We start from the raw sequence: 19,108 nt of genomic DNA on the forward strand, positions 1-19,108 counted from the left end.
GAAGTTATTTGTCGCGTTCAATTATGAAGCTCGCCAGCGCCTGCAATGCTGTGGTGTTATAAGATTGCGCTGCGAGAATTTCTAATGCATCAAGGGCTTCCTGATACAAATCCCGCGCTTTGGCACGGGCCTGTTCTAATCCTAACAGTGAAGGATAGGTGCTTTTGCCGAGATGCTGGTCGGCACCCTGACGTTTTCCGATAATCGCGGTATCGCCCACCACATCCAGAATATCGTCCTGCACCTGAAAGGCGAGCCCGATAGCATCAGCATAGCGGTCAAGTGCCGGTAATGCTGCACGACCTGCTTCACCCGCCGCCAGCGCACCCAGCCGCACCGCGGCCCGAATCAGTGCGCCGGTTTTATGGCGATGAATCTGCTCCAGCTGCAGCAGATCGACCGACTGACCTTCTGCCGCCAGATCCAGCGCCTGGCCGCCACACATACCCGCCACGCCGCTGGCCCGCGCCAGTTCCGACAGCATCATCAGCCGATATTCCGCGCTGACGCCGGGCATCGGCTCATCGGTCAGAATCGAGAAGGCCAGCGTCTGTAGTGCATCGCCAGCCAGTATCGCGGTATCTTCGCCATATTTAATGTGGCAGGTCGGCTGACCGCGACGCAGTGCGTCGTCGTCCATTGCAGGGAGATCGTCATGAATCAGGGAGTACGCGTGGATGCATTCAACCGCCGCAGCGGGCGCATCCAGACTCGCCGGGTCGGCATGGAGCATTTCGCCGGTGGCATAAACCAGAAAAGGGCGCAGACGTTTACCGCCTAATAATGCCCCATAATGCATGGCATTAACCAGAGGAGAACTCTGAAAAGGGAGTGGCTCTATAAAGCGCGTCAACGCGGCATTCACCTGCTGGTGATACCCGTTGAGCATCTGGGCAAAATCCATTAGTCGTTTTCCGGGGTAAAAGAGGTGAGGTCGGCATCTTTATCATCGCTCAGCAAAATGCGCACACGCTGTTCAGCCTGTTGCAACGTTTGCTGACCGGTACGCGCCAGCTGCACGCCCCGTTCAAACTCATTTAACGCCTCTTCCAACGGCAGTTCACCACTTTCCAGACGGCTGACTATCTGTTCCAGCTGCTGCAATGACGTTTCAAAGCTGGCTGGCTGTTCGGCTTTTTTCGGCATATTTCGGATCGACTCACGGTTGGGACATTATCCTGCAATCGGTCATGGTAGCTGAGACCAAATGATTAGCAAAATAATCAATGCGGCGGCTGTTGAAGAAGCAGTCACCTGACAAAGGTGATATACTCCTGCGCCTCGGATGCGGTTGCGCCATGCAGCCCGCAATTTTGTGATTTTACCAGCTAAGTGCAGCCTGTTTTAGCACTTATTTGCCCAACGAAGCTGTGTCGCCATGAAGTTTATCATCAAGTTATTTCCTGAAATCACCATCAAGAGTCCGTCGGTGCGTTTGCGCTTTATTAAGATTCTTGCCAGCAATATCCGCAACGTCCTGAAGACGGTCAGTGATGAGATCGCGGTAGTGCGTTACTGGGATCACATTGAAGTGCGTTCGAAAAATCCGGCGCTCGGGGAGATTATTCCTGATGAGCTGACGCGCATTCCGGGGATCCATCACGTTTTAGCCGTTGAAGATCGTGAGTACACCGATATTCATCACATCTTTGAACAGACTTTAGCCCAGTATCGCGACAGCCTGGAAGGAAAGAGCTTCTGCGTCCGCGTTAAACGTCGCGGTAAGCATAGCTTCAGTTCGCAGGATGTGGAACGGTACGTCGGTGGCGGGCTGAACCAGCACATCGAGAGCGCCCGGGTACAGCTTAAGAATCCGGACGTGACGGTGAATCTTGAAGTGGAAGAGAACCGTCTGACGCTGGTGACGGCGCGTTACGAAGGGCTGGGCGGATTCCCAATCGGCACCCAGGAAGATGTGCTGTCGCTAATTTCCGGCGGCTTCGACTCCGGCGTCTCCAGCTACATGCTGCTGCGTCGCGGCAGCCGCGTGCACTACTGCTTCTTTAATCTGGGTGGCGCAGCGCATGAAATTGGCGTCCGTCAGGTCGCACATTATCTGTGGAATCGCTTCGGCCGTTCGCACCGCGTTCGCTTCGTGGCGATTAACTTCGAGCCGGTAGTAGGTGAAATCCTCGAAAAAGTCGATGACGGCCAGATGGGCGTGGTGCTGAAACGCATGATGGTGCGTGCTGCCTCAATGATTGCTGAGCGCTACGGCGTACAGGCGCTGGTGACCGGTGAAGCGGTTGGCCAGGTCTCCAGCCAGACGCTGACCAACCTGCGCCTGATCGATAACGCCTCGGATACCCTGATTCTGCGTCCGCTGATCTCGCATGATAAAGAACACATCATCAAGGTGGCGCGTGAGATCGGCACCGAAGATTTTGCCAGCACCATGCCGGAATATTGCGGCGTGATCTCAAAAAGCCCGACGGTGAAAGCAGTTAAGGCGAAAATTGAGGCCGAAGAGCAGAATTTCGATTTCGATATTCTTAATCGGGTGGTGGAAGAAGCAACCAATGTCGATATTCGTACCATCGCCGAACAGACTGAAGAAGAGGTAGTGGAAGTCGAAACCGTGGCCTCGCTGGGCGATAACGACATCGTGCTGGATATTCGGGCGATCGATGAGCAGGAAGAGAACCCGTTAAAGCTCAGTGCCACCGAAGTCAAATCGCTGCCGTTTTATAAGCTCAGCAGCCATTTTGGCGATCTCGACCAGAACCGTACCTGGTTGCTTTACTGCGATCGCGGCGTGATGAGTCGTTTGCAGGCGCTCTACCTGCACGAGCAGGGCTATAAGAACGTCAAAGTTTACCGTCCGTAGTCCTTCGGCGCCGGTAACACGATCCGTCAGGACCAGCACGCTCCTGACGGGTCGCCTTCAGTATTATCAGGCCTGATAATCGTAAATGCCCGGTGCCAGCACCAGCTGTGCGGCCACCTCGCGCGCTTTCTCTTTTCCCACCAGCAGATCGATCAGCTTCAGGGCGAAATCCATTGCCGTACCGGGACCCTGACTGGTCAGCAGCTTCACCCGTGGATCCCAGACGACCCGCCGTTCCATCCATTTTTCTTCAGGTATTGTCTGTTTCAATCCGGGGAAGCCCGTCATGTTGCCAACCGGAAACAGGTCGTGTGGCACCAGCACCGTGCCGGCTGCGGCACAGATGGCCGCCACGATTTTGTCGTTGAGATGATACTGGCGCACCGTTTCAACCAGCAACGGACTGTCGCGAAACGTCTCGGCGCCTTTCAGCCCGCCGGGCAGCACAATCGCGGCATAATCGTTGTCGGCTACTTCAACCAGCGGGGCATCAGCCAGCAGACGCACGCCGCGCGAGCAGCGAATTTCAAGGTTGCCATCACTCTCAACGCTGGCGGTGACCACCTTTAGTCCACCCCGCACCAGCAGATCGATGGTGGTGACGGCTTCGGTCTCTTCACTGCCATGTGCCAGGCAAACCAGTACCGATGCGTTCGCGGACATAATAGGACTCCTTACGTTTAACAATGTCGTACAGCCGGCTGTTTTCCGTCAGCACCAAACCGTGGGTTCGGGCGCGGCGCAGCAGAAAGCCGCTGATATAATCAATTTCGGTCATCCGCTGGGCGCGAACGTCCTGCAGCATCGACGAGGTATTGGCCGCGGTGCTTTCAATCACATCAAAGATAATATCCTGCAGGCTTTCGCTGGCGACGTTCTGACCTTCACGCTCCATCACCCAACTGATTTCATCACACAGCCGCGCGATCTGATCGGCGTAAGCGCGTAAGGCACCGTTCTGACAATCATATTCCACCGTCATCGGGTTGATGACGCAGTTGACCGCCAGCTTACGCCAGCAGGCGGCGCGGATATTGTCGTGCCAGGCGACGTCGGGCAGGGCGTGATGCAGGATGTCGGCGACATCGCTGTAAGCGGCGCTTTTACGGTTACCCGGCCCGATGTGGGTGATGCCGCTGGCGATGTGTTTGATTACCGTCCCGTCGCGCATCGCTGCATGGGTAGTGACACCGCGCAGCAGCGGTTGGGTTAGCCCTTTTAGCTCCTCCAGCGTGCCCATACCGTTATGCAGCAGCAGCACCGGGCAGTTTTCCGCCAGCACGCTTTCGAGGTTTTTAACCGCAGGCGACACCTGCGGCGCTTTCAGTGTCACCAGCAGCAACTGGCTCTCGGCCAGAAACAGCGGATCGTTAGCAATAAAGGTGCGGTTTGAAATGTTGCCTTGCGGATCGACGACGTTGGCTGAGCAATAGGGCTGTGGCACCCGCAGCCACCCCTGAACTTCGTGTCCCTGGCGGGCCAGCGCCGTGAGCCACACCTGACCCAGAGCGCCGCAACCTAACACGGTAATTTTCATACTGCCTCCCGCTGGCGGGCTATCTATTTATTTTTCACTGTCACAAAACAAGTATAGCGTTGTGTGCAGCCTGATTTTATTTAGCACCGTAAGACGCGTATTATGCATGTCACTTTAGCGTCAGGAGAAGAAGAGATGCCATCTTTCGATATCGTTTCAGAAGTCGATCTGCAGGAAATTCGCAATGCGGTGGAAAATGCCAACCGTGAAGTGTCTACCCGCTTTGATTTCCGCAACGTGAGCGCCGAATTTGAGCTCAACGAAAAGAATGAAACCATCAAAATCACCAGCGAGTCTGACTTCCAGGTCAAACAGCTGGTCGATATTTTGCGTGAGAAGCTGCTGAAGCGCGGAATTGAAGGCGGTGCCTTAGAGGTGCCGGAAGAGATTGAGCACAGCGGTAAAAGCTGGGCGGTCGATGCCAAACTGAAAAAAGGCATTGAAAGCGACGTGGCGAAGAAGCTGGTGAAGCTGATTAAAGACAGCAAGCTGAAAGTGCAGACTCAGATTCAGGGCGAAGCGTTGCGTGTTACCGGCAAAGCCCGTGATGATTTGCAGGGTGCGATGGCGATCGTGCGCGGCAGCAATCTGGGGCAGCCGTTCCAGTTTAAAAACTTCCGCGACTAAGCGGGGCAGGCTGCGTTTCCTCAGCCTGAAGGTAGTGAAAAAAACCGGCTAAGGCCGGTTTTTTGTTGTTGAGCGAGAGGTCGTCTGTGCGATCGCGCGCTGGCTCAGGGAGCCTGTGCCTTTCGCAAAGACGCAAAAGCGCCATCCATGGCGGCTCAGCGCGGGCGATTACGCACCTCATCCCTGAGGTGCGCCCGTAGCCGGGCCAACACGTTGCGTTGTTCAAAAACGCTCCCGGCGTTTTTGTCCCTGGCCCGCGATGCTTTGCTACAGGCACAGGCTCCCATCGCTTTCCATTTATGAGTCGTCTGTAAGTAAGGCTTGTGCCGGGTTTGAAGCTGTTGAGTGGGGGTTGACCAATATTGCTTAAGTTATGAACTTTCTGGAGCCAGGATTAAACTGGGGTTGAGGCTACTCACAAATTTAAATGCGGTTGCTCCTGGCAGCAATTCAAAAGCTCAGGGGCGCAGGGAACACGGGCAGAAGAGGAAAGCGTCCCGCGCCAGGGACGGCGCGGGACGAGCGTGCCATGGATGGCGGCTTTTGCGTCTTTCCGATCTGACCGTGTTCCCTGAGCCAGTTCGATCCCACAGCGAAACGGGCTAATCGGCCAGATTTAACCGGCAGAACCCATTTTAAACTAGCAACTGCCTAACAGAGCTTCCAGCTCAGGGCGGCTGGTAACCTTGCTATCAATTTTGATGTAGGCGCTTTTCTCTTCGGGCACGATAAACACAGAGTTAACGCCCGGCTGGGCTTTCAGACGCTGCTCCAGATTCGGCGCTGCCAGTGCCGCATCGCTCAGCACCAGCCGCAGGCTGCTGACATACGGCGGCTCCTGCATCGTCATACTGACAAACAGCCACGCGGCGGCGACTATAGCACCGACCAGGAATACCGTTTGCGCATCGAAGTGGCCAAATACCCAGCCACCCATGCTGCCGCCCACCGCCACGCCGAGGAACTGGCTGGTGGAGTAGAGGCCCATCGCCGTGCCTTTATAACCGGCAGGGGACTCTTTACTCACCAGCGACGGCAGGATCGCTTCCATCAGGTTGAAGGCGAAGAAGAATAGCTGCACCCCGACCACCAGCGTCCAGAAGTGGCCCGCCGCGCCCCACAGTACAATTTCCGCTACCACGATCATCCCGACGCAGCCGACAAACACCCGCTTCATACGACGCTTCACTTCGGCGTAGATGATAAACGGTACCACGCCAGCAAAGGCGATCAGCATGGTGGCGAGATAGACTTTCCAGTGCTCAGGTGCCGGGAAGCCTGCCTGCTCAAACTGCCCGGGCAGGGCGACAAAGCTCGACATCAACAGCACGTGGAGGCAGAAAATACCGATATTGAGCTTAACCAGCCGGGAGTTGGCCAGCACTTTGCGGAAACTGCCTTTCACCATCCCGGATTCGCGATTCAGCACGTGATGGGAGGCGGACGGCACCACCAGCAGGGTAATCACGATGCCGAGCGACGCCAAAATCGCAATCATCCAGAACAGCGCATGCAGGCCCAGCGCGTGGGTGACGATGGGGCCGACCACCATCGCAATCGCAAAGGTAATACCGAAACTAATGCCGATAAAGGCCATCGCTTTGGTGCGGTTCTGTTCGCGGGTCAGATCGGACAGCAGCGCCATCACTGCGGCGGCAATGGCTCCGGACCCCTGCAGCGCGCGGCCCAGAATAATTCCCCAGATCGATTCGGTGCAGGCCGCAATGATGCTGCCCAGCACAAACAGCAGCAGTCCGCCGACGATCAGCGGTTTACGACCGATACGATCGGATAGCAGGCCAAAAGGAATCTGAAATATCGCCTGAGCAAGGCCGTAAATACCAATCGCCAGGCCGATTAAGGTTTCACTCGCGCCCTGTAACGCCATGCCATATGTGGTTAATACCGGCAGGACCATGAACATTCCCAACATGCGCAGGGAAAAGACCGTACCGAGGCCCCATGTGGCGCGCAGCTCCACCGGAGTCATTTTATTATCGTTCATTCCAACCTCTGTTAATGTGCTGCGTTTATTCTAGGGGGCGGGGCAGGGCGGGTAAAATAATAGTTTTTAAGCAGTGGTAACAAAAAGAAAGGGCGCGAAAATCGCGCCCTTATCATGCTGTTGCGGTATCAGTTACCAGACGTAGGTCAGCAGGTCTTTCGAGGCCGGAGCCATCGAATCTACCGACATCATCACACTAAGTGCGGTGATGGCGACGATGGAAAAGACGAACAGCTTACGTGCCCAGACCCGATCGTTAGCGGTCTTATAGCCCGATAACGCCATGCCCAGCCACCAGACGCTAACGGCAGCAGCCACCACCAGATATTTGTAGCCGGCGTATCCGCCCAGCGTCAGCATCAGCGTAGCAATCATAAACGCCAGGATGTAGAGCGTAATATGATTCTTCGCGACTGAGATGCCTTTCACCACCGGCAGAACCGGGATGTTCGCTGCCTGGTAATCTTTAAAGCGGAAGATGGCAATCGCGTACGAATGCGGCATCTGCCACAGGCTAAAGATCGCCAGCAGGATTAACGCGCCTGCATCAAACTCGTTGGAGACCGCACAGTAACCGATCACCGGCGGCGCGGCGCCAGACAGGCTGCCGATCAGCGTTCCGTAGACTGAATTACGCTTCATATAGAGGCTGTAAACGCCAACGTACACCACGAAGCCCATCACCGCCAGCCACATGGCCAGCGGGTTAGCGCCGAAATAGAGCAACGCAAAGCCAGCAATACCCAAAACAGTGGCATAAACCAGGCTTACTTTCGCGGAGATGAGGCCTTTTACCAGCACCCGATTCCTGGTTCTCTCCATTTTGATGTCGATGTCGCGGTCAATCACGTTGTTGAAAACACAACCTGATGCGACCACCAGTGACACGCCAACCAGTGCGGTGAGAAACAGGGCGTAATCAATGCTGCCTTTAGAAGCCAGCAGAAATCCGCCGATCACAGAAATTAAATTCCCGAAAATAATTCCTGGTTTTGTAACTTGCAGGTATTGCTTAAACATTACGCGCGACTCTTTAGTGAGGCATCATGTTGTAGTTAAGGTTCCACATGATCCACAGTGAGCCTACTACGACAATCAGGATGATAATTGCCGAGAAGACAATGGCCACCATGTTCCAGCCACCCTCAGATTTGCTGTCTAAATGCAGGAAGTAGACCAGGTGCACCAGCACCTGAATCACTGCACAGACCAGCACAACACCGAGAATGGTACCGTGAGATGCACTGCCATCCATTACCATCCAGAACGGGATCGCCGTCAGGATGATAGAGAGGATGAAGCCGATCATGTAAGACTTCACGCTACCGTGAGAAGCGCCATGTTCGTTAACAGAATGACTCATTACATGGCTCCCATCAGGTAAACAACGGTGAAGACGCAAATCCAGACCACGTCCAGGAAGTGCCAGAACAGGCTCAGACACATGATACGGGTACGGTTAGTGGCATTCAGGCCGCGTTTGGAAATCTGGAACATCAGTACCAGCATCCAAATCAGACCGGAGGTCACGTGCAGACCGTGGGTACCGACCAGCGTAAAGAAGCCAGACAGGAAGCCACTGCGATCCGGACCAAAGCCTTCAGCAATCAGGTGATGGAATTCATAGATTTCCATGCCGATGAAGCCCAGACCAAACAGGAAGGTCAGCGCCAGCCAGCCGATAACGGCACCTTTTTGCTCCTTGTTCATCGAGATAACAGCCATGCCGTAAGTGATCGAACTCAACAGCAGCAGGGCGGTTTCTACCAGAACAAACGGCAGTTCAAAGATATCTTTACCTGCCGGGCCACCGGCAGTGTTGTTGACCATAACTGCATAGGTCGCAAACAGGGTTGCGAAGATAATGCAGTCACTCATCAGGTAGATCCAGAAACCAAAGACTTTATTGGCTCCTGCATCGTGATGCCCATGCTCCGCATGGGCGTCGTGGTGATGCTTAATCAGAGTTTCAGTTGACATTATTTCAGACCTGCTTTGCTGATTTCGTCAAAGTGCTGCTTCTCAATCTGCTCAACTTCGGCAACCGGAACGTAGTAATCCACGTCTTCGTCGAAGCTCTTCACGATCCAGGTAACGATCATGCCGAGGAATGAGAGGCCAGCCAGCCACCAGATATGCCAGATCAGCGCGAAGCCCATAACCGTAGCGAATGCACAGATAACCAGTGCAGCGCCGCTGTTTTTCGGCATATGAATTTCTTCATATTTTTCCGGCTGTTTGTACGCTTCGCCTTTCTCTTTCATTTCCCAGAAAGCGTCACGCTCATGGACATGCGGGATGACAGCAAAGTTGTAGAACGGTGGTGGTGAAGAGGTTGCCCACTCCAGCGTACGGCCGCCCCACGGGTCACCGGTCACATCGCGATTCTGGTCACGGTCACGGACCGAAACGTAGAACATGGTCAGCTGACACAGGATACCCATTGCAATCAGACCAGCACCGACCGCAGCAACCACCAGTAAGGAGTGGAACTGTGGATCGATATCCTGGCTCAGACGACGGGTCATACCCATGAAGCCCAGTGCGTACAGCGGCATAAAGGCAACAAAGAAGCCAATGATCCAGAACCAGAATGCGCGCTTACCCCAGGTTTCGTTCAGGGTGAAGCCAAAGGCTTTCGGGAACCAGTAGGTCACGCCCGCCATACAACCGAACACCACACCACCGATAATTACGTTATGGAAGTGTGCAATCAGGAACAGGCTGTTGTGCAGAATGAAGTCAGCGCCCGGAACGGCCAGCAGTACGCCGGTCATACCCCCTACGGAGAAGGTTACCAGGAAGCCAACGGTCCACAGCATGGCAGAGTGCATCTGAATGCGGCCCTGATACATGGTGAACAGCCAGTTAAAGATTTTAACCCCGGTCGGAATCGCGATGATCATCGTCATGATACCGAAGAAGGCGTTAACGTTGGCACCCGCACCCATGGTGAAGAAGTGGTGCAGCCAGACGATGAACGACAGTACGGTAATGGCGATGGTCGCCCACACCAGTGAGGTGTAACCAAACAGGCGTTTTTTGGAGAAGGTCGCGGTAATTTCAGCGAACACACCAAACACCGGCAGAACCAGAATGTAAACTTCCGGATGACCCCAGACCCAGATCAGGTTGACGTACATCATCATGTTCCCGCCCATTTCATTGGTGAAGAAATGGAAGCCGAGATAACGATCAAGGGTCAACAGTGCCAGCGTAACGGTAAGAACCGGGAACGCAGCGATGATCAGGACGTTGGTGCAGAGCGCGGTCCAGGTAAATACCGGCATTTTGAACAGGCTCATGCCCGGTGCGCGCATCTTCAGAATGGTCACGAAGAAGTTAATACCGGTTAAGGTCGTACCAATACCGGAAAGCTGGAGACTCCAGATCCAGTAATCGACCCCGACGCCGGGACTGTACTCCGCGCCGGAGAGCGGCGGATAGGCCAGCCAGCCGGTCTGTGCGAACTCGCCCACACCCAGCGACAGGTTAACCAGGATCACACCGACCGCGGTAAACCAGAAGCTCAGGTTGTTCAGGAACGGGAACGCCACGTCGCGTGCGCCAATCTGCAGCGGTACGGCGATGTTCATCAGGCCAACCACGAACGGCATCGCTACGAAGAAGATCATAATCACGCCGTGCGCGGTAAAGATCTGGTCGTAGTGGTGCGGTGGTAGTATGCCCGCTTCCCCGGCCGAAGCCATTACCTGTTGGGTACGCATCATGATTGCATCAGCAAAGCCACGCAGCAGCATGACGAATGCCATGATGATATACATGATACCCAGTTTTTTGTGGTCAACAGACGTTAGCCATTCTGACCACAGATATTGCCATTTACCAAAATAGGTGATGGCAGCAACCAGCGCCAGACCACCTAAGATGATACCGGCGACCGTAACCATGATAATCGGCTCATGGTACGGCACTGCATCCAGTGTTAATTTTCCGAACATCGTATTATTCCTCGGCTCCCGCGGAAGCGGCGTGACTCATGTCCATACCTTCGTGCTCAGGCATGTCCATTTTCCCGTGGCTCATCTTGAACTTGTTAATGACTTGCAAGAACAGTTTCGGATCAGCTGAAGAGAAATATTCCACCGGATGATTTTCGCTTGGCACCGCCACTTTCTCGAAATCTTCCATAGTGTTCAGCGTGTTAGGGGCTGCTTTAACTTTTGCCACCCACTGCTGGAATTCCGCATCGTCTTTGGTTGCAATGGCTTTAAACTTCATGCCAGAGAAACCGCGACCACTGAAGTTCGCAGAGATACCGTCGAAAGTCCCTGGCTCATTCGCAATCAGATGCAGCTTGGTCTGCATACCAGCCATTGCATAAATCTGGCTGCCGAGTGTCGGGATGAAGAAAGAGTTCATGACGGAGTTGGACGTGATTTTGAAGTTCACTGGCGTATTTGCCGGGAAGGCAATCTGGTTCACGGTCGCAATACCCTGTTCCGGGTAAATGAACAACCATTTCCAGTCCAGTGCAACCACATCGATTTCAACCGGTTTCACATCGGATTGCAGCGGTTTGCTGGGCTCCAGTGCGTGGGTTGATTTCCAGGTCAGCACGCTGAGGAAGAGAATGATCAGGATCGGAATGGTCCAGACCACGGCTTCCACTTTATTAGAGTGTGACCAGTTCGGGCTGTACTTCGCATTCGTGTTGGACGCCCGATATTTCCAGGCAAACACCACGGCCATCAAGACTGCGGGAATCACGACGATCAACATCAGGCCAAAGGCAGTCAGTATCAGCGAACGTTGCTCCAGTGCAATCTGTCCTTTGGGATTTAACAATGCACTATCGCAGCCACTCATTAATAAAGTGCCTGCAATTAATGACAAAATCCCCAAACTTTTATTGTATTTACTGAGTCTCATTTAACGACCTCAATGACAAAGGGCTCTATTGTCGTTTAAGTGTGCGCGCATTTTACGGGAAGGTTTATGCAGTGTAAACCAGCTTAAGGATGTGTCAGAGGCGTGTTGACACCTTTTGCTAAGGGTGTCACAGATGTTGCTTCAGGTGACAAATTATTAACGCAGACAAGCAGTTGGGGCCAATATAACAAAAACCAATGGAAGTAACCGCTAAAAAATCAGGGAAAGGAATAACCCTTACTTTTATCTCCAGATTATTTAACAAATTCGCATCATTTGATCGATGAAATTTAACCAAACTAATTGCTCACCGGTTTTTAGTATTTCAGAGGATCCTATTTTCGCAAGAATGTTTTTTTTTAAAATAACACGCGATGATAAAACCAGGCGACCACCGCGCTTCGGTAAAACAATAAGCGATCGCCGGTGAAACATTGATTCTGCTAATGACTGGTGGCCGGCGACGCGCGGCTGTTCTTCAGCGCCCGATAGTCCAGCACCACGCCAGACAACACCGCCAGCAAGGTCAGCGCCATGCCGATTTCAAACAGCGCTGGCAGCCACGAAGAGAGTGTCAGCACCCCGAGCGCGTCGATCGCCAGCGCCAGCAGCCACAGTGCCAGGATGCTGCATCCGGCGGCGAACAGACGATGGGTCCAGCGATAACCCTGCGGGTAGCAGCAGCGGACCAGGAAGGTGCCGCTTTGCTGTACCTGATCCAGCGTCTGGCGGCAGAATGCCAGCAGCAGCAAGCCCGGCAGGCCGGCGACGACGGTAAAGGCATAGAACGTCGGCCATCCCCACAGCTCCACCAGCCAGCCGGCTGCCGGACCGACATAGACCCGGCCAACGGCGGAGAGCGCCGACAGCAGCGCAAACTGGGTGGCGGAAAAGGATTTGTTACACAGCGTCATCAGCAGCGCCACAAACGCCGCTGTCCCCATGCCGCCGCACAGATTTTCAACAAATACCGCGCTCGCCATGCTCCACAACTGCTTGTCGGTTACCGCCAGCAGCCAGTAGCCAAAATTCGATATCGCCTGCAGCAGGCCAAAAATCATCAACGCCCGGAACAGGCTCAGGCGCTGCATCAGCACTCCACCGTATAACGCCCCGATAATCGTCGCCAGCAGGCCAAGCGTTTTGTTGACCAGTCCGACGTCACCGGCATTGAAGCCCACGCCACGAATCAGGAAGGTGGTCGTCAGCGAGGCGGCAAAGGCATCGCCCAGCTTATAAAGGATGATCAGGGTGATCAGCAGCCAGGCATTGTTGCGCTGGAAAAAATCTTTTAACGGATCGACCACCGCCTGACGCAGCGTATGTGGCGTAGCGATGTGGGTATCCGGTTCGCGAGCCAGCAGGGTGGCGATAATGCCGGGCACCAGCATCAGCGCCATCAGCCAGTAGGTCGCCTGCCAGCCCAGATAGCGATCGGCCAGCCACAGCGCGAGTCCGCCCGAAATCAACATCGCCAGCCGGTAGCCCAGTACGGTAATTGCCGCACCGCTGCCGCGCTCTTCCGGCGGCAGGATGTCGGTTTTCCAGGCGTCAAAAACGATATCCTGTGAAGCCGAACAGAAGGCGATCAGCACCGCCAGTGCGGCCATCAGGGTCAAATCCCGGCTGGGTTGCAGAAAGCCCATCGCCACAATGCCGCCAATCAGCGCCAGCTGGCTGAGCAGTAACCAGCCGCGACGCCGCCCGAGAAACGGCGGGGTATAGCGGTCCATCATGGGCGACCAGAGAAACTTAAACACGTAAGCCTGACCCACCAGCGAAAAGAAGCCGATGGTTTTCAGGTCAACATTTTCTACCGTCATCCACGCCTGCAGCGTCCCGGCAGTCAGGGCGAGGGGCAGCCCGGAAGCAAAACCGAGTAACAGTAATACAACGGCGTTTTTTTGACTGAAAAGACGAAGATAGTGGTTCATGCTGACCCTGAAGGTGACGATGTGCCCGGCACATAGCCGGGCAGGGATGAAGCGGAATTAACGGGCGTTTTGCTTGATGAAGTCATTGACGCTGGTGTCCTGCGCCATATCAGCGATCACATCGCTCATGGTGGAGTTCACTGCGTTAGTAATCTTCTGGTTACTGGCGCTGAACGCACCTTCTACGCTGTAGGTCTGGCGGTAGTTTTTAACCTGCTTGTTGCCGTTTTTGGCGGTGGCGATGATCGAGATATCCGCTTTGGTGGTGATGCTGTAGCGCACATTACCCTGCGTTACGTCGGCATACAGATTGTTGACCACAATCTGCAAATCAACCGCACCATTCGGACCGACCATATAACCGCGTGCGGTCATTTGCTTCTCCAGCACTTCCTGCAGCAGGAAACGCAGATCGCGCGATGGCGTCAGGGTCACTAACTGACCATCACGGTTCACTTTCGCCAGCGCCTGATCGCTACGCTGATCGGCACCGTTGATGCTGACGGTGACGCCCATCAGGCCAGGATCCTGCTGCGGCAACTGAATTTTTGGCTGGATAGTAAGGGTATTATTGCTGCTTGCACAGCCGGCCAAAATAAACGCAGCCAGCAGCGGGAATAACAGTTTTTTCAACATACTTTTTCTCGTTGGTGTCGGGGGTTGGTTTGCAAAAACTGCCGTCATCATAGCATTGCCCGGCAGTGAAAAAAGCCCCGTCAAAGTGGAAAATGCGTATCAGGCGGATTTTAGAGTGGATCGTTTAGCGCCGGGTTTGCTGACGCTTTCCTCTGCGTTATCATGCGCGCCGACGAAGCGCGGGCCGCAAATCGAATATTTACCGTCCGGCTACGGGAAAGCGCGATAAAAGCGACTAATATTGAAAGAGATGGGGCACAGCGCTCGCCATTGAGGAGTAATACCCATGATTCGCGAACAAATAGAAGAAAAGCTGCGCCTGGCTTTTGAGCCGGCTCATCTGGAAGTGCATGACGAAAGTTATCGACACAATGTTCCTGCCGGGTCTGAGAGCCATTTTAAAGTGGTCATCGTCAGTGATTGCTTTGTGGGTCAACGTTTCCTGGCGCGGCATCGCTCCATCTACGGTGAACTCGCGGCCGAATTAGCCGGCAGCGTGCACGCCCTGGCGCTTCATACTTATACCCTGAAGGAGTGGGAAGGACTGCAGGATACAGTACTGGCCTCGCCTAACTGTCGCGGTGCCGGAACGCTCGCCTGATTACACTTCACAAAAACGGCCTGCGGGCCGTTTTTTTTGGCTTATTTAGCCAGAAACGCGATCTCCGGCTCAAAAAAGCAGCAAAGCTGCTGAAAAGTGGTGAGTTAGCGTCCTCGACTCATTCCGGCGATGTCGCTATAATGCTGCGTCTATTTTTCCGGAATGTCTTCGGGACGCTTCTGGTAACAGGGATCAGGTTCTCTTCACGGAAGCCGTCCCGGTTGTTGGATACGGCGCATTTCACTATGTGTGGTGTCTGAAGTTGACCGAGCACGTGATTTTTTGAGGTAACAAGATGCAAGTTTCTGTAGAAACCACTCAGGGCCTGGGCCGTCGCATTACGATTACTGTCGCTGCTGACAGCATCGAAAGCGCTGTAAAAAAAGAACTGGTTGACGTTGCCAGGAAAGTCCGCATCGATGGTTTCCGTAAAGGCAAAGTGCCGATGAACATCGTTGCGCAGCGTTACGGCGCTTCTGTCCGCCAGGACGTGCTGGGCGATCTGATGACGCGTAACTTCGTTGACGCCATCATCAAAGAGAAGATCAATCCGGCTGGCGCACCAAACTATGTGCCGGGCGAATACAAAGAAGGTCAGGATTTCACCTACGCGGTTGAATTCGAAGTTTACCCAGAAGTTGAGCTGAAAGGCCTGGAAAACATCGAAGTCGAAAAACCAGTGGTTGAAGTGACTGATGCTGATGTTGACACCATGCTGGACACCCTGCGCAAGCAGCAGGCTAACTGGATCGAAAGCGATGCAGCAGCCGGTCCGGAAGATCGTGCCACTATCGATTTCAACGGTTCCGTTGACGGTGAAGAATTCGAAGGCGGAAAAGCCTCTGATTTCGTACTGGCAATGGGCCAGGGCCGCATGATCCCAGGCTTTGAAGAAGGCGTTGTGGGTCACAAAGCGGGCGAGACTTTCACTATCGACGTGAAGTTCCCGGACGACTACCACGCGGAAAACCTGAAAGGCAAAGACGCGAAGTTCGAGATCGTGCTGAAGAAAGTTGAGACGCGTGAACTGCCAGAACTGACCGAAGAGTTCATCAAGCGTTTCGGCGTTGAAGATGGTTCTGTTGCCGGTCTGCGTACTGAAGTGCGTAAGAACATGGATCGTGAGCTGAAAGGCGCAATCCGCAACCGCGTGAAAACTCAGGCGATTGACGGTCTGGTCGCGGCGAACGACATCGACGTGCCCGCAGCCCTGATCGACAGCGAAATCGACGTACTGCGTCGCCAGGCTGCGCAGCGTTTCGGCGGCAACGAGCAGCAAGCGCTGGAACTGCCACGCGAACTGTTTGAAGAGCAGGCGAAACGCCGTGTCGTTGTTGGCCTGCTGCTGGGCGAAGTGATTCGTACCCACGAGCTGAAAGCTGACGAAGCCCGCGTTAACGCGCTGATCGAAGAGATGGCGTCTGCGTATGAAGATCCGCAGGAAGTGATCGAGTTCTACAGCAAAAATAACGAGCTGATGAACAACATGCGCAACGTCGCACTGGAAGAGCAAGCGGTTGAAGCGGTGCTGGCGAAAGCCAAAGTAACCGAGAAAGAGACCAACTTCCAGGATCTGATGAATCAGACCGCTCAGGCCTGATCACCGATTTAACCGTCTGTGCTAAGCCCGTGACTGAAAAGTCGCGGGCTTTTTTGTGTTTCGCGTTTGAGCGCACACTCTTTGTCGCTATTTGCCTAATTATTCGGCAAATTATTCACGCATCGCTTTTTCCGGGTTAGCGATTGAAGAAAAGGTTGTTATGCTTGAAACAACTGGGCAGCATCCCCAGATACAGGGAGTATGCAAGAAAACAGTTATGCTGACTGATTAGCCGTCCTGAGGTGTCGGAAACAGGCAGAGCGTGGTTTTTTCCGCTCGTCTTACGTAGAATCGGTACAGAATGTTGCCAATGAAATTTATCCAGGAGACGGTAATGTCATACAGTGGCGATCGTGAATATACAGCACCGCACAATGCGCTGGTGCCAATGGTGGTCGAACAAACTTCGCGCGGTGAGCGTTCTTACGACATCTACTCCCGTCTGCTCAAAGAGCGCGTTATCTTTCTGACCGGCCAGGTTGAAGATCACATGGCCAATCTGATTGTGGCGCAGATGCTGTTTCTGGAAGCAGAAAACCCGGAAAAAGATATCTACCTCTACATCAACTCGCCAGGCGGGGTGATTACCGCCGGGATGTCGATCTACGACACCATGAAATTTATCAAACCAGATGTCAGCACCATCTGTATGGGACAGGCCTGCTCTATGGGCGCCTTCCTGCTGACTGCGGGCACCAAAGGCAAGCGCTTCTGCCTGCCAAACTCCCGCGTGATGATCCATCAGCCACTGGGTGGCTATCAGGGTCAGGCGTCAGACATTGAAATCCATGCGCGTGAAATCCTGAAAGTTAAGCAGCGCATGAACGAGCTGATGGCTGAGCATACCGGTAAAACGCTGGAAGAAATTGAGCGTGATACTGAGCGTGACCGTTTCCTCTCGGCGAGTGAAGCGGTAGAGTATGGATTAGTCGATTCAATTCTGACGCATCGAGAATAAGACCCGACTTACCCTTGTCCTTACGCTATAGTTAACGGGATAAGGGTACCAGTTTGGGTTGAATGAATTTCGGCCGTCTCCGCACGGCCAGCGCCGTACGCCGGTATGGCCTGAGAACAAGAAGAGGTTAACTGATGACAGATAAGCGCAAAGACGGTTCAGGAAAGTTGCTGTACTGCTCTTTTTGCGGCAAAAGCCAGCATGAAGTGCGAAAGCTGATTGCCGGGCCGTCAGTGTATATCTGCGATGAGTGTGTTGATCTGTGTAACGACATCATTCGCGAAGAGATTAAAGAAGTTGCCCCGCATCGCGAACGTAGCGCGCTGCCTACACCGCATGAAATTCGCCATCACCTCGATGATTATGTAATCGGCCAGGAAAAGGCGAAGAAAGTGCTGGCTGTGGCGGTGTATAACCACTACAAACGCCTGCGCAACGGCGATACCAGCAATGGCATCGAACTGGGCAAAAGTAACATTCTGCTGATTGGCCCGACCGGTAGCGGTAAAACGCTGCTGGCAGAAACGCTGGCACGCTTGCTGGATGTGCCGTTCACCATGGCTGACGCCACCACGCTGACCGAAGCCGGTTACGTGGGTGAAGATGTGGAAAACATCATCCAGAAACTGCTGCAGAAGTGCGATTACGACGTGCAGAAAGCGCAGCGCGGCATCGTTTATATCGATGAAATCGACAAGATCTCACGTAAGTCTGATAACCCGTCGATTACCCGTGACGTTTCAGGTGAAGGCGTGCAGCAGGCATTACTGAAGCTGATTGAAGGCACCGTGGCTGCCGTTCCACCGCAGGGTGGACGTAAGCATCCGCAGCAGGAATTCTTGCAGGTTGATACCTCTAAGATTCTGTTTATCTGCGGCGGCGCATTCGCCGGACTGGATAAAGTGATTGCCCAGCGTGTGGAGACCGGATCGGGTATCGGTTTCGGCGCCACCGTAAAAGGCAAATCGCAGAAAGCCACCGAAGGTGAACTGCTTTCACAGTGTGAACCGGAAGATTTGATCAAGTTTGGTCTGATCCCCGAATTCATCGGTCGTCTGCCGGTAGTTGCTACCCTGAGCGAACTGAGTGAAGAAGCGCTGATTCAGATTCTGCGTGAACCGAAAAACGCCCTGACCAAACAGTACCAGGCGCTGTTTAACCTGGAAGGCGTTGAGCTGGAGTTCCGTGACGAGGCGTTAACCGCTATCGCTAAAAAAGCGATGTCACGTAAAACCGGCGCACGTGGTTTACGTTCAATCGTCGAAGGGGCGTTGCTGGAAACGATGTACGACCTGCCGTCGATGGATGATGTCGAAAAAGTGGTGATTGATGAATCAGTTATTGAAGGCCAGTCTGAGCCGATGCTGATTTACGGTAAGCACGAAGCGCAGGCTTCTGGCGAATAAATAAACAAATCATCCAGGTTGTCATCTTAAAAAAGGGGAAAATGTTTCCCCTTTTGCTTTTCTCGCCTCTGTGACGTTGAATGT

The 19,108-nt window shown here is 53.8% G+C and carries 18 protein-coding genes; 6 read left to right on the forward strand and 12 right to left on the reverse strand.

Features of this window, described 5'->3' with window-relative positions:
• Window positions 1–4: 4 nt before the first annotated feature.
• Window positions 5–904, reverse strand: coding sequence for a (2E,6E)-farnesyl diphosphate synthase (gene ispA / locus AC6I8D_RS04360; protein ID WP_312758290.1), 900 nt, complete (start codon window positions 902–904; stop codon window positions 5–7).
• Entirely contained in the window at window positions 904–1,146 is a 243-nt protein-coding gene (gene xseB / locus AC6I8D_RS04365; protein ID WP_031374685.1) for an exodeoxyribonuclease VII small subunit, read from the reverse strand. Before xseB ends, ispA begins: the two co-directional genes overlap by 1 nt.
• A gap of 232 nt (window positions 1,147–1,378) precedes the next feature.
• On the opposite strand from xseB, the gene thiI reads away from it, so the two are divergent.
• A complete protein-coding gene (thiI, locus tag AC6I8D_RS04370; protein ID WP_497819693.1) occupies window positions 1,379–2,827 on the forward strand; it encodes a tRNA uracil 4-sulfurtransferase ThiI in 1,449 nt (482 codons plus the stop codon).
• A gap of 66 nt (window positions 2,828–2,893) precedes the next feature.
• On the opposite strand, the gene yajL is transcribed toward thiI, so the two are convergent.
• Together yajL and panE are read right to left on the reverse strand one after the other, a co-directional pair.
• Window positions 2,894–3,490: a protein deglycase YajL gene (gene yajL, locus AC6I8D_RS04375; protein ID WP_312053391.1), complete on the reverse strand. Its 597-nt coding sequence runs from the start codon at window positions 3,488–3,490 to the stop codon at window positions 2,894–2,896.
• Window positions 3,444–4,364, reverse strand: a complete 921-nt coding sequence (gene panE, locus AC6I8D_RS04380; protein WP_497819694.1) for a 2-dehydropantoate 2-reductase — start codon at window positions 4,362–4,364, stop codon at window positions 3,444–3,446. The genes yajL and panE overlap by 47 nt, the downstream gene beginning before the upstream one ends.
• A gap of 135 nt (window positions 4,365–4,499) precedes the next feature.
• Here panE and AC6I8D_RS04385 point away from each other — a divergent pair, with 135 nt between their 5' ends.
• Entirely contained in the window at window positions 4,500–4,991 is a 492-nt protein-coding gene (locus AC6I8D_RS04385; protein WP_003852530.1) for a YajQ family cyclic di-GMP-binding protein, read from the forward strand.
• A 640-nt stretch (window positions 4,992–5,631) separates the two neighbouring features.
• Here the strand turns inward: AC6I8D_RS04385 and AC6I8D_RS04390 are convergent.
• The 8 genes from AC6I8D_RS04390 to AC6I8D_RS04425 form a co-directional block, all read right to left on the reverse strand.
• The gene (locus AC6I8D_RS04390) at window positions 5,632–6,996 is read right to left on the reverse strand and encodes an MFS transporter (RefSeq protein WP_312758287.1); all 1,365 of its coding nucleotides are present in this window, start codon (window positions 6,994–6,996) and stop codon (window positions 5,632–5,634) included.
• A gap of 132 nt (window positions 6,997–7,128) precedes the next feature.
• Entirely contained in the window at window positions 7,129–8,016 is an 888-nt protein-coding gene (gene cyoE / locus AC6I8D_RS04395) for a heme o synthase (protein WP_046288485.1), read from the reverse strand.
• 13 nt (window positions 8,017–8,029) lie between these two features.
• Window positions 8,030–8,359 (reverse strand): cytochrome o ubiquinol oxidase subunit IV, encoded by a 330-nt coding sequence (locus AC6I8D_RS04400; protein ID WP_008924889.1) that lies wholly within the window; start codon window positions 8,357–8,359, stop codon window positions 8,030–8,032.
• A complete protein-coding gene (locus tag AC6I8D_RS04405; RefSeq protein WP_009091720.1) occupies window positions 8,359–8,976 on the reverse strand; it encodes a cytochrome o ubiquinol oxidase subunit III in 618 nt (205 codons plus the stop codon). The genes AC6I8D_RS04400 and AC6I8D_RS04405 overlap by 1 nt, the downstream gene beginning before the upstream one ends.
• Entirely contained in the window at window positions 8,976–10,958 is a 1,983-nt protein-coding gene (gene cyoB, locus AC6I8D_RS04410; protein WP_312053399.1) for a cytochrome o ubiquinol oxidase subunit I, read from the reverse strand. Before cyoB ends, AC6I8D_RS04405 begins: the two co-directional genes overlap by 1 nt.
• A 4-nt stretch (window positions 10,959–10,962) precedes the next feature.
• Entirely contained in the window at window positions 10,963–11,889 is a 927-nt protein-coding gene (gene cyoA / locus AC6I8D_RS04415) for a cytochrome o ubiquinol oxidase subunit II (RefSeq protein ID WP_031374679.1), read from the reverse strand.
• Between the two features lie 443 nt (window positions 11,890–12,332).
• On the reverse strand, window positions 12,333–13,823 hold the full coding sequence (gene ampG, locus AC6I8D_RS04420; RefSeq protein WP_312758283.1) for a muropeptide MFS transporter AmpG: 1,491 nt from the start codon (window positions 13,821–13,823) through the stop codon (window positions 12,333–12,335).
• A gap of 57 nt (window positions 13,824–13,880) precedes the next feature.
• On the reverse strand, window positions 13,881–14,459 hold the full coding sequence (locus tag AC6I8D_RS04425) for a lipoprotein (RefSeq protein ID WP_094120188.1): 579 nt from the start codon (window positions 14,457–14,459) through the stop codon (window positions 13,881–13,883).
• A gap of 286 nt (window positions 14,460–14,745) precedes the next feature.
• Between AC6I8D_RS04425 and bolA the strand changes: the two genes are divergently transcribed.
• From bolA to clpX, 4 genes are all read left to right on the forward strand, one after another.
• Window positions 14,746–15,060: a transcriptional regulator BolA gene (gene bolA, locus AC6I8D_RS04430; protein WP_159859905.1), complete on the forward strand. Its 315-nt coding sequence runs from the start codon at window positions 14,746–14,748 to the stop codon at window positions 15,058–15,060.
• A gap of 295 nt (window positions 15,061–15,355) precedes the next feature.
• Window positions 15,356–16,660, forward strand: a complete 1,305-nt coding sequence (tig, locus tag AC6I8D_RS04435; RefSeq protein WP_312758281.1) for a trigger factor — start codon at window positions 15,356–15,358, stop codon at window positions 16,658–16,660.
• 334 nt (window positions 16,661–16,994) lie between these two features.
• Complete coding sequence (gene clpP / locus AC6I8D_RS04440) at window positions 16,995–17,618, forward strand: ATP-dependent Clp endopeptidase proteolytic subunit ClpP (protein WP_031374675.1); 624 nt, start codon at window positions 16,995–16,997, stop codon at window positions 17,616–17,618.
• A gap of 134 nt (window positions 17,619–17,752) precedes the next feature.
• A complete protein-coding gene (clpX, locus tag AC6I8D_RS04445) occupies window positions 17,753–19,024 on the forward strand; it encodes an ATP-dependent protease ATP-binding subunit ClpX (RefSeq protein ID WP_031374674.1) in 1,272 nt (423 codons plus the stop codon).
• Window positions 19,025–19,108: the final 84 nt, after the last annotated feature.

The organism is Pantoea sp. X-Soil-MYKO-1785 (assembly GCF_059730675.1).

Excerpts from the sequence above, each read along its gene's own strand:
- clpX (WP_031374674.1), top strand. The coding sequence starts at position 17,753 with ATGACAGATAAGCGCAAAGACGGTTCAGGAAAGTTGCTGTACTGCTCT.
- AC6I8D_RS04400 (WP_008924889.1), bottom strand. The coding sequence starts at position 8,359 with ATGAGTCATTCTGTTAACGAACATGGCGCTTCTCACGGTAGCGTGAAG.
- AC6I8D_RS04425 (WP_094120188.1), bottom strand. The coding sequence starts at position 14,459 with ATGTTGAAAAAACTGTTATTCCCGCTGCTGGCTGCGTTTATTTTGGCC.
- tig (WP_312758281.1), top strand. The coding sequence starts at position 15,356 with ATGCAAGTTTCTGTAGAAACCACTCAGGGCCTGGGCCGTCGCATTACG.
- clpP (WP_031374675.1), top strand. The coding sequence starts at position 16,995 with ATGTCATACAGTGGCGATCGTGAATATACAGCACCGCACAATGCGCTG.
- cyoB (WP_312053399.1), bottom strand. The coding sequence starts at position 10,958 with ATGTTCGGAAAATTAACACTGGATGCAGTGCCGTACCATGAGCCGATT.
- yajL (WP_312053391.1), bottom strand. The coding sequence starts at position 3,490 with ATGTCCGCGAACGCATCGGTACTGGTTTGCCTGGCACATGGCAGTGAA.
- cyoA (WP_031374679.1), bottom strand. The coding sequence starts at position 11,889 with ATGAGACTCAGTAAATACAATAAAAGTTTGGGGATTTTGTCATTAATT.
- xseB (WP_031374685.1), bottom strand. The coding sequence starts at position 1,146 with ATGCCGAAAAAAGCCGAACAGCCAGCCAGCTTTGAAACGTCATTGCAG.
- ampG (WP_312758283.1), bottom strand. The coding sequence starts at position 13,823 with ATGAACCACTATCTTCGTCTTTTCAGTCAAAAAAACGCCGTTGTATTA.
- ispA (WP_312758290.1), bottom strand. The coding sequence starts at position 904 with ATGGATTTTGCCCAGATGCTCAACGGGTATCACCAGCAGGTGAATGCC.
- bolA (WP_159859905.1), top strand. The coding sequence starts at position 14,746 with ATGATTCGCGAACAAATAGAAGAAAAGCTGCGCCTGGCTTTTGAGCCG.
- cyoE (WP_046288485.1), bottom strand. The coding sequence starts at position 8,016 with ATGTTTAAGCAATACCTGCAAGTTACAAAACCAGGAATTATTTTCGGG.
- AC6I8D_RS04405 (WP_009091720.1), bottom strand. The coding sequence starts at position 8,976 with ATGTCAACTGAAACTCTGATTAAGCATCACCACGACGCCCATGCGGAG.
- AC6I8D_RS04390 (WP_312758287.1), bottom strand. The coding sequence starts at position 6,996 with ATGAACGATAATAAAATGACTCCGGTGGAGCTGCGCGCCACATGGGGC.
- AC6I8D_RS04385 (WP_003852530.1), top strand. The coding sequence starts at position 4,500 with ATGCCATCTTTCGATATCGTTTCAGAAGTCGATCTGCAGGAAATTCGC.
- thiI (WP_497819693.1), top strand. The coding sequence starts at position 1,379 with ATGAAGTTTATCATCAAGTTATTTCCTGAAATCACCATCAAGAGTCCG.
- panE (WP_497819694.1), bottom strand. The coding sequence starts at position 4,364 with ATGAAAATTACCGTGTTAGGTTGCGGCGCTCTGGGTCAGGTGTGGCTC.